Origin of the sequence: Streptomyces sp. NPDC096176 (assembly GCF_044763255.1) — a bacterium.
Taxonomy (GTDB): domain Bacteria; phylum Actinomycetota; class Actinomycetes; order Streptomycetales; family Streptomycetaceae; genus Streptomyces.
This window is the reverse complement of the sequence record NZ_JBIWFV010000004.1, coordinates 12,383-31,025: the sequence shown is the minus strand read 5'-3', so window position 1 is coordinate 31,025 and position 18,643 is coordinate 12,383. Positions and strand designations below refer to the sequence as shown.

13 protein-coding genes are annotated in these 18,643 nt (G+C 70.1%); 7 read left to right on the top strand and 6 right to left on the bottom strand.

The annotated features are described in order from the left end of the window. Positions 1-45: 45 nt before the first annotated feature. Genes ACIQ7Q_RS11945 through ACIQ7Q_RS11935 form a run of 3 tightly spaced genes read left to right on the top strand, consistent with a single transcriptional unit; the run spans position 46 to position 2,781 of the window. On the top strand, positions 46-969 hold the full coding sequence (locus ACIQ7Q_RS11945; protein WP_403860505.1) for an ABC transporter permease: 924 nt from the start codon (positions 46-48) through the stop codon (positions 967-969). Continuing rightward, on the top strand, positions 962-1,765 hold the full coding sequence (locus tag ACIQ7Q_RS11940) for an ABC transporter ATP-binding protein (RefSeq protein WP_403859237.1): 804 nt from the start codon (positions 962-964) through the stop codon (positions 1,763-1,765). The genes ACIQ7Q_RS11945 and ACIQ7Q_RS11940 overlap by 8 nt, the downstream gene beginning before the upstream one ends. A 41-nt stretch (positions 1,766-1,806) precedes the next feature. Beyond that, positions 1,807-2,781: a serine/threonine-protein kinase gene (locus tag ACIQ7Q_RS11935; RefSeq protein ID WP_403859235.1), complete on the top strand. Its 975-nt coding sequence runs from the start codon at positions 1,807-1,809 to the stop codon at positions 2,779-2,781. Positions 2,782-2,901: 120 nt separating this feature from the next. On the opposite strand, the gene ACIQ7Q_RS11930 is transcribed toward ACIQ7Q_RS11935, so the two are convergent. After that, positions 2,902-7,869 carry an NAD-glutamate dehydrogenase gene (locus tag ACIQ7Q_RS11930; RefSeq protein ID WP_403859233.1) on the bottom strand — a complete coding sequence of 1,656 codons (4,968 nt, stop codon included), beginning with the start codon at positions 7,867-7,869 and terminating at the stop codon, positions 2,902-2,904. 364 nt (positions 7,870-8,233) lie between these two features. Here ACIQ7Q_RS11930 and ACIQ7Q_RS11925 point away from each other — a divergent pair, with 364 nt between their 5' ends. Continuing rightward, on the top strand, positions 8,234-8,800 hold the full coding sequence (locus tag ACIQ7Q_RS11925) for a DJ-1/PfpI family protein (protein WP_403859231.1): 567 nt from the start codon (positions 8,234-8,236) through the stop codon (positions 8,798-8,800). 110 nt (positions 8,801-8,910) lie between these two features. Here the strand turns inward: ACIQ7Q_RS11925 and ACIQ7Q_RS11920 are convergent, their stop codons facing one another. Both ACIQ7Q_RS11920 and ACIQ7Q_RS11915 read right to left on the bottom strand, forming a co-directional pair. Beyond that, complete coding sequence (locus ACIQ7Q_RS11920; protein ID WP_403859229.1) at positions 8,911-9,582, bottom strand: HAD family hydrolase; 672 nt, start codon at positions 9,580-9,582, stop codon at positions 8,911-8,913. A gap of 78 nt (positions 9,583-9,660) precedes the next feature. After that, complete coding sequence (locus ACIQ7Q_RS11915; RefSeq protein ID WP_403859227.1) at positions 9,661-10,167, bottom strand: DUF6912 family protein; 507 nt, start codon at positions 10,165-10,167, stop codon at positions 9,661-9,663. Between the two features lie 277 nt (positions 10,168-10,444). Between ACIQ7Q_RS11915 and ACIQ7Q_RS11910 the strand changes: the two genes are divergently transcribed. Beyond that, a complete protein-coding gene (locus ACIQ7Q_RS11910) occupies positions 10,445-10,855 on the top strand; it encodes an Rv3235 family protein (protein WP_403859225.1) in 411 nt (136 codons plus the stop codon). Positions 10,856-11,799: 944 nt separating this feature from the next. Here ACIQ7Q_RS11910 and secA read toward each other — a convergent pair. After that, positions 11,800-14,619, bottom strand: a complete 2,820-nt coding sequence (gene secA, locus ACIQ7Q_RS11905; protein WP_403859223.1) for a preprotein translocase subunit SecA — start codon at positions 14,617-14,619, stop codon at positions 11,800-11,802. 239 nt (positions 14,620-14,858) lie between these two features. Here secA and ACIQ7Q_RS11900 point away from each other — a divergent pair, with 239 nt between their 5' ends. Both ACIQ7Q_RS11900 and ACIQ7Q_RS11895 read left to right on the top strand, forming a co-directional pair. Continuing rightward, a complete protein-coding gene (locus ACIQ7Q_RS11900; RefSeq protein WP_403859221.1) occupies positions 14,859-15,434 on the top strand; it encodes a GNAT family N-acetyltransferase in 576 nt (191 codons plus the stop codon). A gap of 53 nt (positions 15,435-15,487) precedes the next feature. Then, entirely contained in the window at positions 15,488-16,642 is a 1,155-nt protein-coding gene (locus ACIQ7Q_RS11895) for a winged helix-turn-helix domain-containing protein (protein ID WP_403860502.1), read from the top strand. A 64-nt stretch (positions 16,643-16,706) separates the two neighbouring features. Here the strand turns inward: ACIQ7Q_RS11895 and ACIQ7Q_RS11890 are convergent, their stop codons facing one another. After that, a complete protein-coding gene (locus ACIQ7Q_RS11890; RefSeq protein ID WP_403859220.1) occupies positions 16,707-17,471 on the bottom strand; it encodes a response regulator in 765 nt (254 codons plus the stop codon). 208 nt (positions 17,472-17,679) lie between these two features. Beyond that, complete coding sequence (gene hpf, locus ACIQ7Q_RS11885; protein ID WP_403859218.1) at positions 17,680-18,372, bottom strand: ribosome hibernation-promoting factor, HPF/YfiA family; 693 nt, start codon at positions 18,370-18,372, stop codon at positions 17,680-17,682. Positions 18,373-18,643 lie beyond the last annotated feature (271 nt).

Here is an 18,643-nt window from a genome sequence, read left to right as displayed (position 1 = left end):
AAGCGAGTCCCCGTGACCACAGCGACCGCCGCCGAACTCACGGGCCTGGCGGGCTCCACCGGCCCCGCGGGACCATCGGGTTCCCCTGCCCCCGCGGGCCCCACCGACCTCGCCGCGCTCGCCGCACGTCATGGGCTGACCGTCAGCGGGGCGCGCCCCAGCCTCCCCGAGTACGTCCGCCAACTGTGGGCGCGCCGCCACTTCATCAGCGCGTTCGCGACCGCCAAACTCACGGCCCAGTACAGCCAGGCCCGCCTCGGCCAGCTCTGGCAGCTGATGACCCCGCTGCTCAACGCCGCCGTCTACTACCTCATCTTCGGCGTGCTGCTCGGCACCGCCGACCACGTGCCCGACTTCGTGCCGTTCCTGGTCACCGGCGTCTTCATCTGGACCTTCACGGCCAACTCGATCACGGCCGGTACCCGTGCCGTCTCCGGCAACCTCGGCCTGGTGCGAGCCCTGCACTTCCCGCGCGCCGCCCTGCCCATCGCACTCGCGCTGCAGCAGCTGCAGCAACTGCTCTTCTCGCTCGGCGCGCTGATCGTGATCCTCGTCGGATTCGGCCAGTTCCCCACCGCCTCCTGGCTGCTCGCCGTCCCCGCCCTGCTGCTGCAGGCAGGCTTCAACACCGGCCTGTCGATGGCCATGGCCCGGATCGCCGCCCACACGCCCGACGTGTCGCAGCTGATGCCGTTCCTGCTGCGCACCTGGATGTACGCGTCGGGCGTGATGTGGTCGGTCGACAAGGTCGTCGGCGACCGGAACCTGCCGCACCTGGTGGCCCTCGCGCTGCAGTACAACCCGGCGGCCGTCTACATCGACCTCGTGCGCTTCGCGCTCATCGATTCGTTCACCGCCGACCGGCTGCCGCCGCACGTCTGGGCCGTGGCCCTGGCCTGGGCCGTGCTCTGCGCCGCCGGCGGATTCCTGTACTTCTGGAAGGCTGAGGAGCGCTACGGCCGTGGCTGACAACCGGACCGACGAACCCACCCCCACCGTCGTCGTCGACGGCGTCCACATCACCTACAAGGTCAACGGCGGCCGCACAGGCCGGGGCAGCGCCGCCTCCGCACTCAGCCGCATCGTCTCCCGCAGGGCCACCCCCGGCGTGCGGGAGGTGCACGCGGTCAAGGGCGTCAGCTTCGCCGCGTACCGAGGCGAGGCGATCGGCCTCATCGGCTCCAACGGATCGGGCAAGTCCACCCTGCTCAAGGCCATCGCCGGGCTGCTCCCCACGGCCAAGGGCACCGTGTACACGCAGGGCCAGCCGTCCCTCCTCGGCGTCAACGCCGCCCTGATGTCCGATCTGACCGGCGAGCGCAACGTCGTCCTCGGCGGCCTCGCGATGGGTATGACCCGCGCGCAGATCCACGACCGCTACGACGACATCGTCGACTTCTCCGGCATCAACGAGAAGGGCGACTTCATCTCCCTTCCGATGCGCACGTACTCCTCCGGCATGGGGGCACGGCTCCGTTTCTCCATCGCCGCCGCCAAGAGCCACGACGTGCTGCTGATCGACGAAGCGCTGTCCACCGGCGACGCGCGCTTCCGCCGCCGCAGCCGCGAACGCATCGACGAACTGCGGCAGGAGGCAGGCACGGTGTTCCTCGTCAGCCACAGCAACTCGACCGTCACGGAGAGCTGCGACCGCGCTCTCTGGCTGGAGGCAGGCACCCTGAGAATGGACGGCCCGGCGAAGGAGGTCGTCGCGGCGTACGAGGAGTTCACCGGAGCCAGGGCCGTCAGGAAGGCCGCGCGGTAGGCTCCCGTGCCGGACGCCGACGGGGATGGTGGGGGTGGGCAGTGGGCGGTCGAGGGCCTGAACCACTGCGGGACGACGATCCGCGCGAGATCGCCGGATACCCGCTCGAGGCACGGATCGGCGAGGGCGGGATGGGCACGGTCTTCCTCACCCGAACCCGCGACAGCGGTGCCGGCACGCTGCCCGTCGCCCTGAAACTGATCCGCCGCGAGCACGCGCAGAGCGAGAAGTTCCGCCGGCGGTTCGCGCGCGAGGTCGAAGCCGCACGACGGGTCCACGGCCCCCACCTGGTGCGGGTCGTCGACCACGACGCGGAAGCGGAACGGCCCTGGCTCGCGACCCTCTACGTGCCGGGGCTGCCGCTCGACGAGGCACTCGTCGACTTCGGGCCGCTGCCGCCGGCGTGCGTCCTGCGGTTGACCGCGGGCGCTGCCCGCGCGCTGGACGCCGTGCACACCTCCGGCCTCATCCACCGCGATGTGAAGCCGGGCAACATCCTGCTGACCGCCGAGGGGCCCTGGCTGCTCGACTTCGGCATCGCACGCGCCGCCGACGGTACATCCGTGCTGACCACCGTCGGCCGCATGGTCGGCACGCCGAAGTACATGTCACCCGAGCACGCCCTCGGCAGACGACTCACCCCGGCGTCCGACGTGTTCACTCTCGGGCTGGTCGCCGCGGAGGCGGCCACGGGACGCCATCCGTACGGGGAGGGCGGCGGCCTCGTCGTCGCGACCCGCATCGCCGGTACCGACCGCGAGCCGCCGGACCTGTCGGCCCACCCGCCGGAGCTGCGCCGGCTACTCACCGCCACCCTCGCGGCCCGCCCGGAGGACCGCCCGTCGGGGTCGGAGGTGGCCGAGATGTGCGGGCCGCCGGACTTCACAGGCTGGCTGCCGAAGCGGCTCGCGTCGTCGGTGACGGCCATCGGCCGGGCGGCGACCAAGGCATCGGCCCACCGCACACAGGACCCCCGCACCACAAGCTGGTTCCCGCGCCGCCGCGACAGGCCCTGACGGGTCTGTCGCGGCCTGTGGCAGGACCCCGTACGTACCTGGACCGGCCGCGCCCGGAAACAACGGCGGGCCGGGCCGCGCATACGCACGACCCGGCCCGCCGCCCAAGGGCATGGCCCGTCAGCTGTGCGTACGCAGCAGCTGCCGCATCGTCCGCATCGCCACCGACAGGTTCGCCAGATCGAACGTGTCCGAGCTGTGGATCTCCTCCAGCGTCGCCCGCGCCCGGCCCAGGATCGCCGCGTTCTCGTGCTCCCAGGCCTGGAACCGCTCCTCCGGCGTCGAGGTCCCGTTGCCCACGGTCAGCACATCCGCCGTCAGCGCCGCGTGCGTCGCGTACAGGTCCTCGCGGATGGAGGCGCGGGCCATCGACTGCCAGCGGTCGGCCCGCGGCAGTTCGATGATCCGGTCCATCAGCTGCGTGATGGAGAGCCGGTCCGCGAGGTCGTAGTACACCTCGGCCACCGCCAGCGGGTCCTGGCCGCTGCGGTCCGAGATGGCCACGATGTCGAGCGTCGGGAACGCGGAGGAGAATCCGGCCACCCGCAGCGCGAGATCCTCCGGGACGCCCTCCCCGGTGAGCTCGTCGAGGATGCCCTGGTACCAGTCCAGGTCAGCACCGCGCAGCATCTTCGGCAGCGCCGCCCACACCTGTTCCACACGGTCGGCGAAGAACTCGATGGTCCCCCCGAGCTCCAGCGGCTGCGGCCGGTTGCCCAGCAGCCAGCGCGCACCGCGTTCCACGAGGCGGCGCGAGTGCAGCCGGACACGGGTCTGGACGTCCGCGGCGACCTTGTTGTCGAGCGCCTCGACCGCGTCCCACACCCCGCTGAGACCGAAGATCTCGCGCGCCGCGGTCTGCGCCCGCACGATCTCCTCGATCGACGCCCCGGTCTCCTCCCGCAGCCGGTGCAGGAAGGTGGAACCACCGGTGTTCACCGTGTCGTTGACGAGCACCGTCGTCACGATCTCGCGGCGCAGCGCGTGCGCGTCGATCGCGTCGCCGAACGTCTCGCGCAGCGGCTTGGGGAAGTACGCGTGCAGCAGGCGGCGCAGATACGGGTCGTCCGGCAGCTCCGTCCCGATCAGGTCCTCCGCCACCGTGATCTTCGTGTAGGCGAGGAGAACGGCCAGCTCGGGCTGGCTCAGACCCTTGCCCTGGCCCAGCAGTTCACGGATCTGGCGGTCGGTCGGCAGGAACTCGAGCGCCCGGTTCAGGTGGCCGTCACGCTCGAGACGCCGCATGAAGCGCTGGTGGGCGTGGAGCAGCGAGGGGGACTGGGCGACGGCGTTGGCGAGCGCGGTGTTCTGCGCGTAGTTGTTGCGCAGCACGAGCGCGCCGACCTCGTCGGTCATCTGCGCGAGCAGCTGGTTGCGCTGCTTGACCGTCATGTCGCCGTCCGCGACGAGGCCGTTGAGCAGGATCTTGATGTTGACCTCGTGGTCGGACGTGTCCACACCGGCGCTGTTGTCGATCGCGTCGGTGTTGATCTTTCCGCCGCTGCGGTCGAACTCGATACGGCCCAGCTGGGTGCAGCCGAGGTTGCCGCCCTCGCCCACGACACGGACGCGCAGGTCCTCACCGTTGACGCGGATGGCGTCGTTGGCCTTGTCGCCGACGTCGGCGTTCGACTCGCCGACGGCCTTGACATACGTGCCGATGCCGCCGTTCCAGAGCAGGTCGACCGGGGCCTTGAGGATCGTCTGCATCAGGTCGGCCGGGGTCATCTTGGAGACGCCGGGCTCGATGCCGAGGGCCTCGCGCATCGCCGCGTTGACCGGGATCGACTTGGCGCTGCGCGGGTGGATGCCGCCGCCGTGCGACAGCAGGTCCTTGTTGTAGTCGGCCCAGGAGGAGCGGGGCAGATCGAAGAGCCGGCGGCGCTCGGCGTATCCGACGGCCGCGTCCGGATTCGGGTCGATGAAGATGTGCCGGTGGTCGAAGGCGGCGACGAGCCGGATGTGCTCGCTGAGCAGCATGCCGTTGCCGAACACGTCACCGGACATGTCGCCGACGCCGACGACGGTGAAGTCCTCGGTCTGCGTGTCGTGGCCGAGCTCGCGGAAGTGCCGCTTCACCGACTCCCACGCACCACGTGCGGTGATGCCCATGCCCTTGTGGTCGTAACCGGCCGAGCCACCGGAGGCGAACGCGTCGCCGAGCCAGAAGTTGTAGGCGAGCGCGACCTCGTTGGCGATGTCGGAGAAGGACGCGGTGCCCTTGTCCGCGGCGACGACGAGGTACGTGTCGTCCTCGTCGTGGCGGACGACCTGCGCCGGCGGGACGACCTCGCCCGCGACCAAATTGTCGGTGATGTCGAGCAGCGCCGAGATGAAGGTCTTGTAGCAGGCGATGCCCTCGGCCAGCCAGGCGTCGCGGTCCACGGACGGATCCGGGAGCTGCTTGGCGACGAATCCGCCCTTCGCGCCGACGGGCACGATCACGGTGTTCTTGACCATCTGCGCCTTGACCAGGCCGAGGATCTCCGTACGGAAGTCCTCACGCCGGTCGGACCAGCGCAGACCACCGCGCGCGACCTTGCCGAAGCGCAGGTGGACGCCCTCGACCCGCGGCGAGTACACCCAGATCTCGTACGCCGGGCGCGGCGCGGGCAGGTCGGGGATGGCCTGCGGGTCGAACTTCATCGACACATAGCCGTGCGCGGCGCCGGCCGCCGTCTCCTTGCCCTTCTTGCCGCTTCCGTCCCCCGCGCGCTGAAAGAAGTTGGTGCGCAGGGTGGCCTTGATGACGGTGAGGAAGGAACGCAGGATGCGGTCCTCGTCCAGACTCGCGACCTGGTCGAGCGCGCCGTCGACCTCCTCGAGCAGGCCGTCGATCAGCTCGGTGCCCGCCCGCTGGCGGTCCGGCGACATCCGGGCCTCGAAGAGTGAGACCAGCAGCCGGGTGGTGTGGACGTTGTTACGGAGGGTGTCCTCCATGTAGTCCTGGCTGAAGGTCGAACCGGCCTGGCGCAGGTACTTCGCGTAGGCGCGCAGCACCATCGCCTCGCGCCAGTTGAGCCCGGCGCCGAGGACCAGCGAGTTGAACCCGTCGTTCTCCGCCTCACCCATCCATACGGCGGCGAAGGCGTCCTGGAAGCGCTCGCGGGCGTCGTCGGCGAGGTAGTCGCCGCCCGCGGCGGTCCGCGGCAGACGCATCCCGAAGTCGTAGATCCAGGCGTGTGTACGGTCCGCGCAGCGCAGCTCGTACGGGCGCTCGTCGACGACCTCGCAGCCGAGTCGCTGCAGCACGGGCAGCACGGCGGACAGCGAGACCTGCTCACCGGTCCGGTAGATCTTGAAGCGCCGCTCGCCGGGGCCGGCGCCGACCGGCTCGTACAGCGAGAGGGCGAAGTCCTTCTCGGAGTGGGTCAACTCCTCGAGGCGTACGAGGTCGGCCACGGCGGAGCGCGGCGAGTGGTCGGCCTTGTAGCCCTCGGGGAAGGCGCCCGCGTAGCGGCGCAGCAGCTCGGCGGCGCGCTCCTCGCCGAACTCGGCGTTCAGCGCCTCGCCGAAGCCGTCCGCCCAGGAGCGGGCGGCCTCCACCAGCCGGGCCTCGATCCGCTCGGTGTCGGCGTCGGTGAGGTGCGGCAGCTCGGTGCCGGTCGGCACCCGGACCACGAAGTGGATACGGGAGAGGATCGACTCGGTGTTCCAGGCGGTGAAGTCGACGCTGGTGCCGCCGAGCTCCTCCTTGAGGATGTCGATCAGGCGCAGCCGGACACCGGTGGTGTAGCGGTCGCGCGGCAGGTAGACGAGGGCGGAGTAGTAGCGCCCGTACTCGTCCTGGCGCAGGTAGAGCCGCAGCCGGCGGCGCTCCTGGAGGTACAGCACGCTGGTGACGATCGCCTGCAGCTGGTCGGCGGGGGTCTGGAACAGCTCGTCGCGCGGGTACGTCTCGAGGATCTGCAGCAGGTCGCGGCCGTCGTGGCTGTTGGGCGAGAACCCGGCGATCTGCAGCACCTCGGCGACCTTGCGGCGCACGACGGGCACACGGCGCACGGACTCGGTGTACGCGGCGGACGAGAACAGGCCGAGGAAGCGGCGCTCGCCGACGACGTTGCCCTCGGCGTCGAACTTCTTGACGCCGACGTAGTCCAGGTAGCTCGGGCGGTGCACCGTCGCGCGGCTGTTGGCCTTCGTCAGGACGAGCAGCTTGTGCTCACGGGCCTTGGCGCGCGCGTCGGCGGGCAGCCGGCTGAAGGACGGGCTGACCGGGTGGGTCTCGTCCTCGCTGTGGTGCGGGTCGGAGCGCAGTATTCCGAGACCGGTGCCGGGCACGGCGGCCAGCGCGTCCGCGTCCGTGAGCTCGTACTCGCGGTAGCCGAGGAAGGTGAAATGGTCGGCGGCGAGCCAGCGCAGCAGTTCACGCGCCTCCTCGACCTCCTGGTCGGGCAGGTCGTCGGCCTTGGGCTCGTTCGGCAGGTCCTCGGCGATGCGCAGCGCGGCGTCGCGCATCTTCTCCCAGTCCTCGACGGCCTCGCGGACGTCGGAGAGGACACGCAGCAGATCGGCGGTGATCTGCTTCAGGTCGGCGCGGTCGGTCTCGCGGTCCATCTCGACATGGATCCAGGACTCGACGAGGGCGTCGTGCGGCAGGTCCTTGGCGGTCGTCCCGGAGGGCAGCACCTCGATGAGCCTGCCGGTCACGTCGCGCCGGACGACGACCTGCGGATGGATCACGACATGGATGCCACGGCCCTGGCGGGAGAGCTCATTGGTGACGGAGTCGACGAGGAAGGGCATGTCGTCGGTGACGACCTCCACGACGGAGTGGCTGCAGGTCCACCCGTTCTCCTCGACGGTCGGCGTGTGGACCCGGACGTTCGCCGTGCCCTGGGGACGGTTTTCGGCGAGCCGGTAGTGGGAAAGTGCCGCACCGAAGACATCGACCGGATCGCGACCGGTCAGGTCCTCCGGGGCGGTGTGCAGGTAGTAGCGCTGGAGGTACGTGAGGAGGGTGTCCCGGTCGGGACGCTTTCCCTGCTCGGTCCCAGTCGGAAGGTGCCCCCCGGCCGGGCTGTTCTCAGCTACCCGGGCGGCCCGTGCGAGCAGCTCGGCCTTGGCTTCGTCCAGCTTGGTCTGCATGTCCTCTGGCTCCTGTCGCGCGCCGTTGCGTGACGTAGGTGAAAGATGCGACGAATCGCCGCGACACGGGGTGTCCGTTCGCAGTCGACGTTATGCCGCGATGAGAGTCGTCCGAGTCGATATCGGCCAATTCGGTCTGGCCGGCCGGACGGGAAGGGTCAGCGAGAGCCCGGGCGCTGTAGCGCTCCGGGCGAGGGCCGGGGGCTTCGCTGCCCCCACGGCATATCGCGCTGATCACGCCCCCAGGCTATCTCCCCGCACCCCCGACCCGTCATGAGCCGTATGTGTACAAAAGCGGGGCCCGAAGTTTGACACTCTGGACAGCGACACAGGCCCTCTTGGCAAGCAACCACCGGGAGCAGCCATGACCACGAAGATCCTCATCGTCACCGGGGACGCCGCCGAGTCCCTGGAGGTCCTCTACCCCTACCAGCGGCTGCTGGAGGAGGGGTACGAGGTGCACATCGCGGCCCCTGCCCGCAAAAAGCTGCAGTTCGTCGTGCACGACTTCGAGCCGGGCTTCGACACGTACACGGAGAAGCCGGGCTACACCTGGCAGGCCGACCTGGCCTTCTCGGAGGTCGACCCGGGTGCGTACGCCGCCATCGTGATCCCCGGCGGACGCGCGCCCGAGTACCTGCGCAACGACCCCGAGCTCCGCAAGATTCTGAAGGCGTTCTTCGACTCCGACAAGCCCGTGGCACAGATCTGCCACGGGCCGCTGCTGACGGCGGCGACCGGTGGCCTGGAGGGGCGCCGGGTGACGTCCTATCCCGCGCTGGAGCTGGACATGCAGGCTGCCGGGGCGACGTTCCAGGACATCGAGGCGGTCGTGGACGGCTCACTGGTCTCCTCGCGTGCCTGGCCGGACCATCCGGCCTGGATGCGGGAGTTCCTCAAGGTGCTGCGGGCGACGGCGCCGGCGACGTAGGCGTTTGTCGGCGTCGGCCGCGAGCCTGACACCGGCGGGGCCGAGGGCGGGCGCCGGAGCGCCGAGGCGCCTACGGTGCCGGCCGCTGGCGCCGCGAGCGCCACGCGGCATCAGGCGACGAGCTCCTCCGCCACCGCCACGGCCTCCTCCAGCGTGTCCACCACCGGCACCCCCACCGATTTCAGGCTCGCCCGGCTGTGCGATCCCCCGGTGTAGAGGACCGCCTTCGCACCGACGTGGGCTGCCGCGACGGCGTCGTCGGCCGCGTCACCGATGACGACGACCCGCTCGGCGCTCACGCCCGCCAGGCCGGCGAGGTGGCGCACCATGTGCTCCGCCTTGCCGGACGTCGACGCGCCGACCCGGCCGTCGACCCGGACGAACCGCTCCTCGATGCCGTGACGCCGCACGACCGGTATCAGATGCTCATGGGGGGCGAGCGACAGCAGGGACTGCGTCAGCCCCGACCGCTGCCGCCGCACCAGCAGCTCGGCGGCCCCCGCCGCGAGACCGCACGCGTCGGCCCGTGCCCAGTAGTGCTTGTGGAACGCGGCGTCCATGACGAGCCACTCGTCGTCCGTCGGAAGGCGCCCCATGAGCCGCTCGTAGAACCGCGGGACAGGCACGCAGTACAGCTCGCGGTAGCGCTCGAGCGTGATCGGCGCGAGGCCTGTCTCCGCGAAGGCGGCGTTGGTCGCCGCGATCACGGTGCTGATGTCGTCGAGCAGCGTGCCGTTCCAGTCCCAGACCAGATGAGCGCTGCGGTTCCCCGTCTTCACCATGCCGAAAACCGTACAGGCGGGGTACGACAACGCCGGGCACAGGCGGTCAGGCGGTCAGGCGGTCAGGCGGTCAGGCGGTCAGGCGACGATGTTCCGGATCTCCTGCACGCCGAACCAGAGCAGCTCGTGGTCCTCCGCTCCGTCGACCGTGAACTGCGCGTCGTCGTCGCCGTGGTCGGCGGCGCCGAGCGCGTCCACCGCGGCGGACACGTCGTCCACGGCGTCGTCGGCGTCGACGTGCACGGCCGCCGCCTTGGCCAAGGGCACGGCCGAGGCGATCCGCACCTCACCGAGCGCGCTCGCGTCGAGCACGCTGTCGGGGTCGGCGACCGCGTCCTGGTCCGCCACGTCGACGGCCACGACCACACGCCGCCTGGCCGCCTCCGGGGCACCGGCCAACAGGCGCAGCGACGCGGCGGCAGCACGGTTCAACGCGGCGTACTCCAGCTCCTCGATGTCGTCGGAGACGTACCACTCGCGCAACCCGGGCGTAACGGCATACGCGGCCAGCGGTCCGGGGCCCAGCTCGCCCGCCTCGTGCGCCGCTGCGAGACCGGGGAGGGTCAGGGGGACGTACACGCGCATGGCAGGCCGCTTTCGTAGTCTTCGGGACGCCCACAGGATACGTGCGACGTCCCCCATCGGGGTGCGCTCCCTCCCCCGTCGGCCGTCCACCTCGTGCCCCGTCGACGGCTCTTCTTCCCGGCCCCTGCTGGCCCTCATCACCCAGATAGGTGACTCTTCCTGCCCCGCTCGACAGCAGGGGACGCACGTTGCGGCGCGTCTCCCGACGCCATAGAAGATCACCGACCAAAGCCACCTCCCGGTACACGACCGGGACGGCACCTCGGGGGCGATCTCCATGGACAGGACCCGGCCCGCAGGCCGACGCGACCAGCGACGGCCGGCCGCCGCTGCGGCTGCAGCGGCAATGGCACGCGCGCGGCGGCAGCATCTGCCCCACTACTGGTTCGCCGACCGCCTGCTGGCGGTGCTCAGCGGCCAGCGACCCGTCCACTGGATACTCGGACACACGATCGGCGAGGCTTACGAACAACTCGTACGCCTCGCCCCGGGAGCACCGCTACGACCCCAGGAGCGGGTGATGCCGGTGGTCCGCCACTGCGGCGAATTCCACCCGGGCCCCGGCGTCATCGAGGCCTTCGCCCGTATCGGCTCCGGCGACCGGGTCAGCGCGATGGCCTTCCGCCTCGAACAGGGCGCCGACCGCCGCTGGCGCTGCGCGGCGATCGAAGTCGCCGCAGACCGATGACGCCCGCTCCGGGGCTGCCGGGCACCCGGCCCCCTACGGCCGCTGCCGGGCACCCGGCACCCGAAAGCCGGCCTTGGGCCCCTGGCCCCGCCGAGACCGCATGGCGGGCCCCTGGGCGGCGCGTGGGGAGGGCCCAGGAGCAGGCCGCCCCTACCGAAGGGGCTCGCCCGACGGGCATGCCCGGAACCGGGGCGCGCGTCGCCCCCGGGCCGGGGCGAGGGCGTGCCCGGGACGACCCCGGGGCCGGGGCTGTGGGGCGCACGGGAGGCCCAGGGCCGGGGCCCGGGGGCGCTGGAAACCGTGGGGCGGCCTCGTCCGCGGGCTGGGCCGGGCCATGGAGCCATGGGGCGTGCGGTCCCCGGGGGCGCACCCGGCGTGCGCTCCCGGCAAGGGGACGGCGGACCTGGCCCGTAGCGCCCCTTCCACGCCCGGCCTCTGCGGCCCCTTCGGCGGCCGGACCCGGACATACGGGGAAGGCCAGCCCGGTCCCGATCCCATGGGCCCCAGGACGGCTCCCTGGCGGACCCCAGGGCGGAGCGTCGGGCGGGGGCCACGCGGGGCCGCGGGCGTCGGGCGGGCCGAGGGCCGGAGCGCGCGCTGAAGGCCGTGGGGTGAACGGTCTGCGGAAGCCCCCGAGGCGCGCGCTCCCGGCACACAGCACCCGATTCACGGGCCGAGGTCATACGGGCGCGCCGGGCCGGGCGCTCAGTCAGCTCGACCACCGCGGCCCCCTGACCGGGAGGACACGCCGCAGAGGCCTCCGCACCCGCGGCCCTCGGCCCCCGGCGCCGGGCGGCCCCCGGGGCGCAGTGCCACACGACCGCCCCCAGGGGCTGGGCGCGCGGCTCCGGGGCGCACCCGGAGCCGGGGAAGGCCGGCCGGGATACACGGCCGGGGCCGGACACCAACGGTGTCCGGCCCCGGTCCCGAGTACGACGTACCCGTTACTTCTTGCGGCGGCGTCCGCCGCTCTTCGCCGCCTTGCGGCGCTCCGCCCGCGTCAGTCCGTCCGTGTCCGACCGCGACTGACCGCCGTCGGTCTCGAAGTCGCCCTCGACGACACCACCCTCGCCGTCCACCGTCGGCGCGGAGAAGTGCAGCCGGTCGGGACGCTGCGGCGCCTCGAGGCCCTTCGCACGGATCTCGGGACGGCCCGCGCCCGCCGGCACCGCGTCCTCCTTGGCCAGCGAGGTCTTCGCGGCCGCGTCCTGCACGGGGACCTCCTCGACCTGCTGCTCGACCTGGACCTCCAGGTTGAACAGGTAGCCGACGGACTCCTCCTTGATGCCCTCCATCATCGCGGTGAACATGTCGAAGCCCTCGCGCTGGTACTCGACCAGAGGGTCCTTCTGGGCCATCGCGCGCAGGCCGATGCCCTCCTGGAGGTAGTCCATCTCGTAGAGGTGCTCACGCCACTTGCGGTCCAGGACGGACAGCACCACGCGCCGCTCGAGTTCACGCATGATGTCCGAGCCGAGCTGCTTCTCACGCTCGTCGTACTGCTCGTGGATGTCTTCCTTGATCGCCTCACCGATGAACTCGGCGGTGATCCCGGCGCGGTCGCCGACCGCCTCCTCGAGCTCCTCGATGGTCGCCTTCACCGGGTAGAGCTGCTTGAACGCGCCCCACAGCCGGTCCAGGTCCCACTCCTCGGCGAAGCCCTCGACGGTCTCGGCCTGGATGTAGGCGTCGATGGTGTCGTCCATGAAGTGACGCACCTGCTCGTGCAGGTCCTCGCCCTCCAGGACGCGGCGGCGCTCGCCGTAGATGACCTCGCGCTGCCGGTTGAGCACCTCGTCGTACTTGAGGACGTTCTTACGGGTCTCGAAGTTCTGCTGCTCGACCTGGGACTGCGCGGAGGCGATCGCGCGCGTCACCATCTTGTTCTCGATCGGGACGTCGTCCGGCACGTTCGCCATCGACATCACGCGCTCGACCATCTGCGCCTTGAACAGGCGCATCAGGTCGTCACCGAGCGAGAGATAGAAGCGCGACTCACCGGGGTCGCCCTGTCGGCCGGAACGGCCGCGCAGCTGGTTGTCGATGCGCCGCGACTCGTGGCGCTCCGTGCCCAGCACGTAGAGGCCGCCGAGCTCCTTGACCTCGTCGTGCTCGGCCTTGACGGCCGCCTCCGCACGCTCGAGCGCCGCCGGCAGGGCCGCGGCCCACTCCTCGACGTGCTCGACCGGGTCCAGGCCCGCTTGGCGGAGCTCCGCCTCGGCGAGGTCGTCCGGGTTGCCGCCGAGCTTGATGTCCGTACCGCGGCCGGCCATGTTCGTGGCGACGGTGACGGCGCCCTTGCGGCCGGCCTGGGCGACGATCGTCGCCTCACGATCGTGCTGCTTGGCGTTGAGCACCTCGTGCTGCACACCGCGCTTGCTGAGCTGCTGCGAGAGGTACTCGGACTTCTCGACCGAGGTGGTGCCGACCAGGATCGGCTGGCCCTTCTCGTGCTTCTCGGCGATGTCGTCGACGACGGCGGCGAACTTGGCGACCTCGGTGCGGTAGATCAGGTCGGACTGGTCCAGCCGGACCATCGGCCTGTTCGTCGGGATCGGGACGACGCCGAGCTTGTAGATCTGGTGGAACTCCGCGGCCTCGGTCATGGCCGTACCGGTCATGCCGGAGAGCTTGTCGTAGAGGCGGAAGAAGTTCTGCAGGGTGATCGTGGCAAGGGTCTGGTTCTCGTCCTTGATGTCCACCCCTTCCTTCGCCTCGATCGCCTGGTGCATGCCCTCGTTGTAGCGGCGGCCGGCGAGGATACGGCCCGTGTGCTCGTCGACGATCATGACTTCGCCGTCGATGACGACGTAGTCCTTGTCCTTCTTGAACAGTTCCTTGGCCTTGATGGCGTTGTTCAGGTAGCCGACGAGCGGGGTGTTCACCGACTCGTAGAGGTTGTCGATGCCGAGCCAGTCCTCGACCTTGGCGACACCGGCCTCGTGGATGGCGACGGTGCGCTTCTTTTCGTCGACCTCGTAGTCGCCGGTCTCCTCGATGCCCTTGAGCTGGTTGCCCGCCTCGCCCCTGGTCAGGCGGGTGACCAGTTTGGCGAAGTCGCCGTACCACTTCGTGGCCTGGTCGGCGGGGCCGGAGATGATCAGCGGCGTACGCGCCTCGTCGACGAGGATGGAGTCGACCTCGTCGACACAGGCGTAGTTGTGGCCGCGCTGGACGAGCTCGTCCTTGGACCACGCCATGTTGTCGCGCAGGTAGTCGAAGCCGAACTCGTTGTTCGTGCCGTACGTGATGTCGCAGTTGTACATCTCGCGGCGCTGGGAGGGCGACATGTTGGCGAGGATGCAGCCGACGGACAGGCCCAGGAACTTGTGGACCCGGCCCATCATCTCGGAGTCGCGCTCGGCGAGATAGTCGTTGACCGTGATGATGTGGACGCCCTTGCCGGACAGGGCGTTCAGATAGGCGGGGAGCGTGCCGACGAGGGTCTTGCCCTCACCGGTCTTCATCTCGGCGACATAACCCAGGTGCAGCGCGGCGCCGCCCATCATCTGAACGTCGTAGTGGCGCTGGCCGAGCACTCGCTTGGCGGCCTCACGGACGGTCGCGAACGCCTCGGGCATGAGGTCGTCCAGGCTCTCACCGTCTTCGTAGCGCTGCTTGTACTCATCGGTGAGGGAGCGCAACTCGGCGTCGGAGAGGTTGACGAAGTCCTCTTCGATGGAGTTGACCTGGTCCGCGATGCGGTGCAGTTTGCGCAGGATCTTGCCTTCGCCTGCACGCATGAGCTTGTTGAAGACGGACACTGAGGTTGGTCTCCTTGCCGGTCGGGCCTGGCACTGGGTCTGTGATGGACACTGGCGCGGGCACGGCAGGTGGGCCCTACCGCATCGGCCATCGTAAGCGAGGACCCCGCCGCGTCGGGAGGTCCATCACCACTGAGGCCTGCTGTCCGCCATCAGGTGAACGCGCGGGAAGCGCCGAAGGTGCCGGGAGACCGGCAAAAGTGCTCGCATCGGCTCGCCGGTCTGACCAGAATCCCGACATGGAGCCGATCACACTCACCACCGAACGCCTGCTGCTGCGGACCTTCACCCCTGAGGACACGAAGGCCGTGCATCAGGCCTGCCAGGATCCCGACATCCAGCGGTGGACGACGGTTCCCTCCCCCTACGAGCATCAGCACGCGTCCGAGTTCACCGAGCACATGGTCCCGGACGGCTGGCGCAACGGCACCATGTGCACATTCGCCGTCCTGCCGCGCGAGGGCGGACCTCTGATGGCTTCGGTCGCCGTGACCATGCGCACCTTTTCCGGAACGTGGGAGATCGGCTTCTGGACGGGCAAGGAGCACCGGGGCCGCGGCGTGATGGTGGAGAGCGTGACCGCCGTGTCGCACTGGGCGTTCATGAGGCTCGGCGCGACCCGGATGGAATGGCGGGCCGAGGTGGGCAACACAGCCTCGCGCGCGGTCGTCGAAAAGGTCGGCTTCCGTATGGAGGGGGAGCTGCGCGCGGCACTGCTCAACAAGGACACCCTGCGGGACGTGTGGGTCGGCGGGCTGCTCCCTTCCGACCTGGGCCTGAAGAGCAACCATCCGTATCTGCCCAGCCGCTCCTGACCCCGGCCCCGGTCCGGCTGTCAGTGGCGGCCTCTATCGTGCGGGACATGACGATGCCGCCACCCACGCTCGAACTCTCCGCCGACGAGGCCCGCCGTATCGCGCTGCGCGCCCAGGGGTTCCTGGGCGCGCCGGACCGCCGCGGCGGGGTGCGGGGGGTGCTGCGCCACCTCGGCGCGGTACAGCTGGACACGATCTCGGTGCTGGCGCGTTCTCATGAGCTGATTCCGTACGCCAGGCTGGGCGCCGTCGGCCGCAAGGCGGTCGAGGACGCCTATTGGACGGACGGGCACAGCTTCGAGTACTGGTCGCACGCGGCGTGCGTCCTGCCCGTCGAGGAATGGCCGCACTTCGCCTTCCGCCGCCGCGCATACCGCGCCCGCCCGCAGTGGTACCACGACCTGCCGGACGGCGCCTACGACGCGGTGATCAAGCGTCTGCACGACGAGGGACCGCTGACCGCCACCGGCCTGGGCGGCGCCAACAACGGTGGCGAGTGGTGGGACTGGTCGGCTTCCAAGGTCGCCGTGGAGCGCGCGCTGATGTACGGCGAAGTGGTGTGCACCGAGCGGCGCAGCTGGAAGCGGGTCTACGACCTTGCGGAGCGCGCCATTCCGGATGCCCTTCTGCACGACGCTCTGGACGACACCGAGTGTCTGCGGCGACTCGTCCGCCTCGCCGGACAGTCGCTCGGCGTGGGCACGCGCGCGGACATCGCCGACTACCACCGCCTCAAGGGCGAGCAGTTCGACGCGGTGGTCGCGGACTCCGGGCTGGTGCCGGTCTCCGTCGAGGGCTGGGCGAAGCCGGCCTGGGCGGACCCGGAGGCTCTCGCCTCGCCACCGCGCGGCCGGCATCGGACGACCCTGCTCTCACCGTTCGACTCCCTCATCTGGGAACGGGCGCGCACCGAACGGATCTTCGGCTTCACCCACCGGCTCGAGGCGTACGTCCCCAAGCCGAAGCGGGTCCACGGGTACTTCGCGATGCCTCTGCTGGCGGCCGGGAAGCTGGTGGGCCGCGTCGACCCGGCGCGCGAGGGCAGAACCCTCGTGGCCCGCCAGGTCTCCTTGGAGACACCGAAGGCCGTGGCGCCGATGGCGCAGGCGCTTCGGGAGGCCGCGGAGTGGGTGGGCTGCGACACCGTCCGCATCGATCGGGTCGACCGCCCCGAGCTGACCGCGGACCTGATCAAGGCCCTGGGCTGAGCGCGGCGGCTTGAGTGTCGACCGCTCGGTCGGCGGATCTCAGGAACGATCCGGCGGCCGACGGCTAGCGGATCTCCAGGATCTTCTCCCGCATGGCGTAGACGACCGCCTCCATCCGGGAGTGCAGCTGCAGCTTCTCCAGGATGTTGCGCACATGGTTCTTGACTGTGTTCTCCGAGATGAACAACTCCTTGGCGATATCCCGGTTGTTCATTCCCGTGGCCACGAGCTTGAGCACTTCCAGCTCCCGGTCGGTCAGCCGCGGGGCCGGCACCAGCCTGCGCTCGTCCGTGCGCTGGATCATCGACTTGAACTCGGTGAGCAGCTTGGACGCCATGGAGGGGCTGATCTGCGACTGCCCGTCAGCCACCGCACGGATGGCTGTCGCCACCTCGTCCGTGGAGATCTCCTTGAGGAGGTAACCCGTGGCACCGGCCTTGATCGCCTCGTAGAGGTCGGCTTCCTCGTCGCTGATCGTCAGCATGATGATCTTCGCGCTCGGCGCCACCTCCTTGATCGAGGTGCACGCCTCGATGCCGCCGCGCTTCGGCATCCGTACATCCATCAGCACGATGTCCGGCAGCAGATCCGCCGCCTTGTCCACGGCCTCCGCCCCGTCGCCCGCCTCGCCGACGACCTCGATGCCCTCCTCGTGCGCGAGGACGATCTCGAGTCCTCTCCGGAACAGGGCGTGGTCGTCGACCACGAGGACCCGGATCGGCTCCCTGCCGGAGCCGGCCGTCTCCTCGTCGCTGTGCGCTTCGGTGTCCCTGTGTGTCTCACCGGGGTGGTCCGCATCGCCGTGCACCGGACCGAAACCGTCCGCCATCGTTCCTCCCCCTGAAGGCCGTGGCCCGAAGATCATGTGTGGTTCGCCAACCTCAGTACGCGGCGCACCGGTTGGCTTGCAACGTCATGCTTTCATGCCCGGACGCCAGAACGGTGATCCTGTGGTTGCACGAGGGTGCCCCTGGGGGCGCACAGCGCACTCCAGGGGCACCCAATTCTTCGCCGGCGGGGCTACGGGTTCTTCGGCGTCAGCCGCCGAGCGCTCCTCCGGCACCGCCCGCCTCCGACCCGGCCAGCGGGTCGGTCTCCAGGTGGATGACACCGTAGTCATAGGCGTGTCGCCGATAGACGACACTGGGCTGCTTCGTCTCGGAGTCGACGAAGAGATAGAAGTCATGCCCGACCAGCTCCATCTCGTAGAGCGCCTGGTCGAGCGTCATCGGTGCTGCCGTGTGCAGCTTCTCGCGGACCACCAGCGGCCCTTCGCCCTGCACTTCGATCGAGCCGATCTTGGTGGTGGGAATGGCCTCCGCCACCTGCTCGGCGATGGGCCGACCGTTGCCGGCGCTCAACTCTGCGACGCCCGGGACGACATCGGCCACCTCGGCCGCGGACAGACGGCCGTTGCCACGTCGGTTGTGGCGCTTCTCGTGCTGCTTGCGAAGTCGTGCCTCCAGCTTGCCGGTTGCGAGGTCCAGCGCTGCGTACGGGTCGCCGGCAGCGGCCTCCGCCCGGATCACAGGGCCGCGCGAGCGGAGTGTGATCTCCACGCGGTCGGAACGGTCGGCCTGCCGCGGGTTGTGCTCCTTGGACACCTCGACGTCGAGGCTGATCACCTTGCCGTCGAGCTTCTGGATCTTGTCCAGCTTCAGCTTCTCGGCCACGTGCTTGCGGAACCGCTCGGGCACCTCGGTTTTGCGGCCCTTGACGACGATGTCCACGCAGAACTCCGTTCCCGGATTTGCTCCGCCCGCTCAGCGGCTGCGGAGCTCCTCCCACTTGCACCAGGCTCCGGTGGTCTCCGAAGCCTCGGACTTGGCGACTTTCACTCCTCCTCCCCAGCCGACAACATCTCCACTCACCCGACTTTTCGAGAGTGACGCCGCCGCTCGTTCCCGGCCGGGAAAACCGGCAGCACATTCGGTGAGGGAGCCCGTTCGCCATTCCTCACACCGAACATAGCTCTCTCGGACGGGTGTCGGCACCCGCTAC

Coding starts and splice junctions, on each gene's coding strand:
- ACIQ7Q_RS11925 (WP_403859231.1), top strand. CDS start 8,234: ATGACCACGAAGATCCTCATCGTCACCGGGGACGCCGCCGAGTCCCTG.
- ACIQ7Q_RS11900 (WP_403859221.1), top strand. CDS start 14,859: ATGGAGCCGATCACACTCACCACCGAACGCCTGCTGCTGCGGACCTTC.
- ACIQ7Q_RS11915 (WP_403859227.1), bottom strand. CDS start 10,167: ATGCGCGTGTACGTCCCCCTGACCCTCCCCGGTCTCGCAGCGGCGCAC.
- ACIQ7Q_RS11930 (WP_403859233.1), bottom strand. CDS start 7,869: ATGCAGACCAAGCTGGACGAAGCCAAGGCCGAGCTGCTCGCACGGGCC.
- ACIQ7Q_RS11920 (WP_403859229.1), bottom strand. CDS start 9,582: ATGGTGAAGACGGGGAACCGCAGCGCTCATCTGGTCTGGGACTGGAAC.
- ACIQ7Q_RS11895 (WP_403860502.1), top strand. CDS start 15,488: ATGCCGCCACCCACGCTCGAACTCTCCGCCGACGAGGCCCGCCGTATC.
- ACIQ7Q_RS11890 (WP_403859220.1), bottom strand. CDS start 17,471: ATGGCGGACGGTTTCGGTCCGGTGCACGGCGATGCGGACCACCCCGGT.
- ACIQ7Q_RS11910 (WP_403859225.1), top strand. CDS start 10,445: ATGGACAGGACCCGGCCCGCAGGCCGACGCGACCAGCGACGGCCGGCC.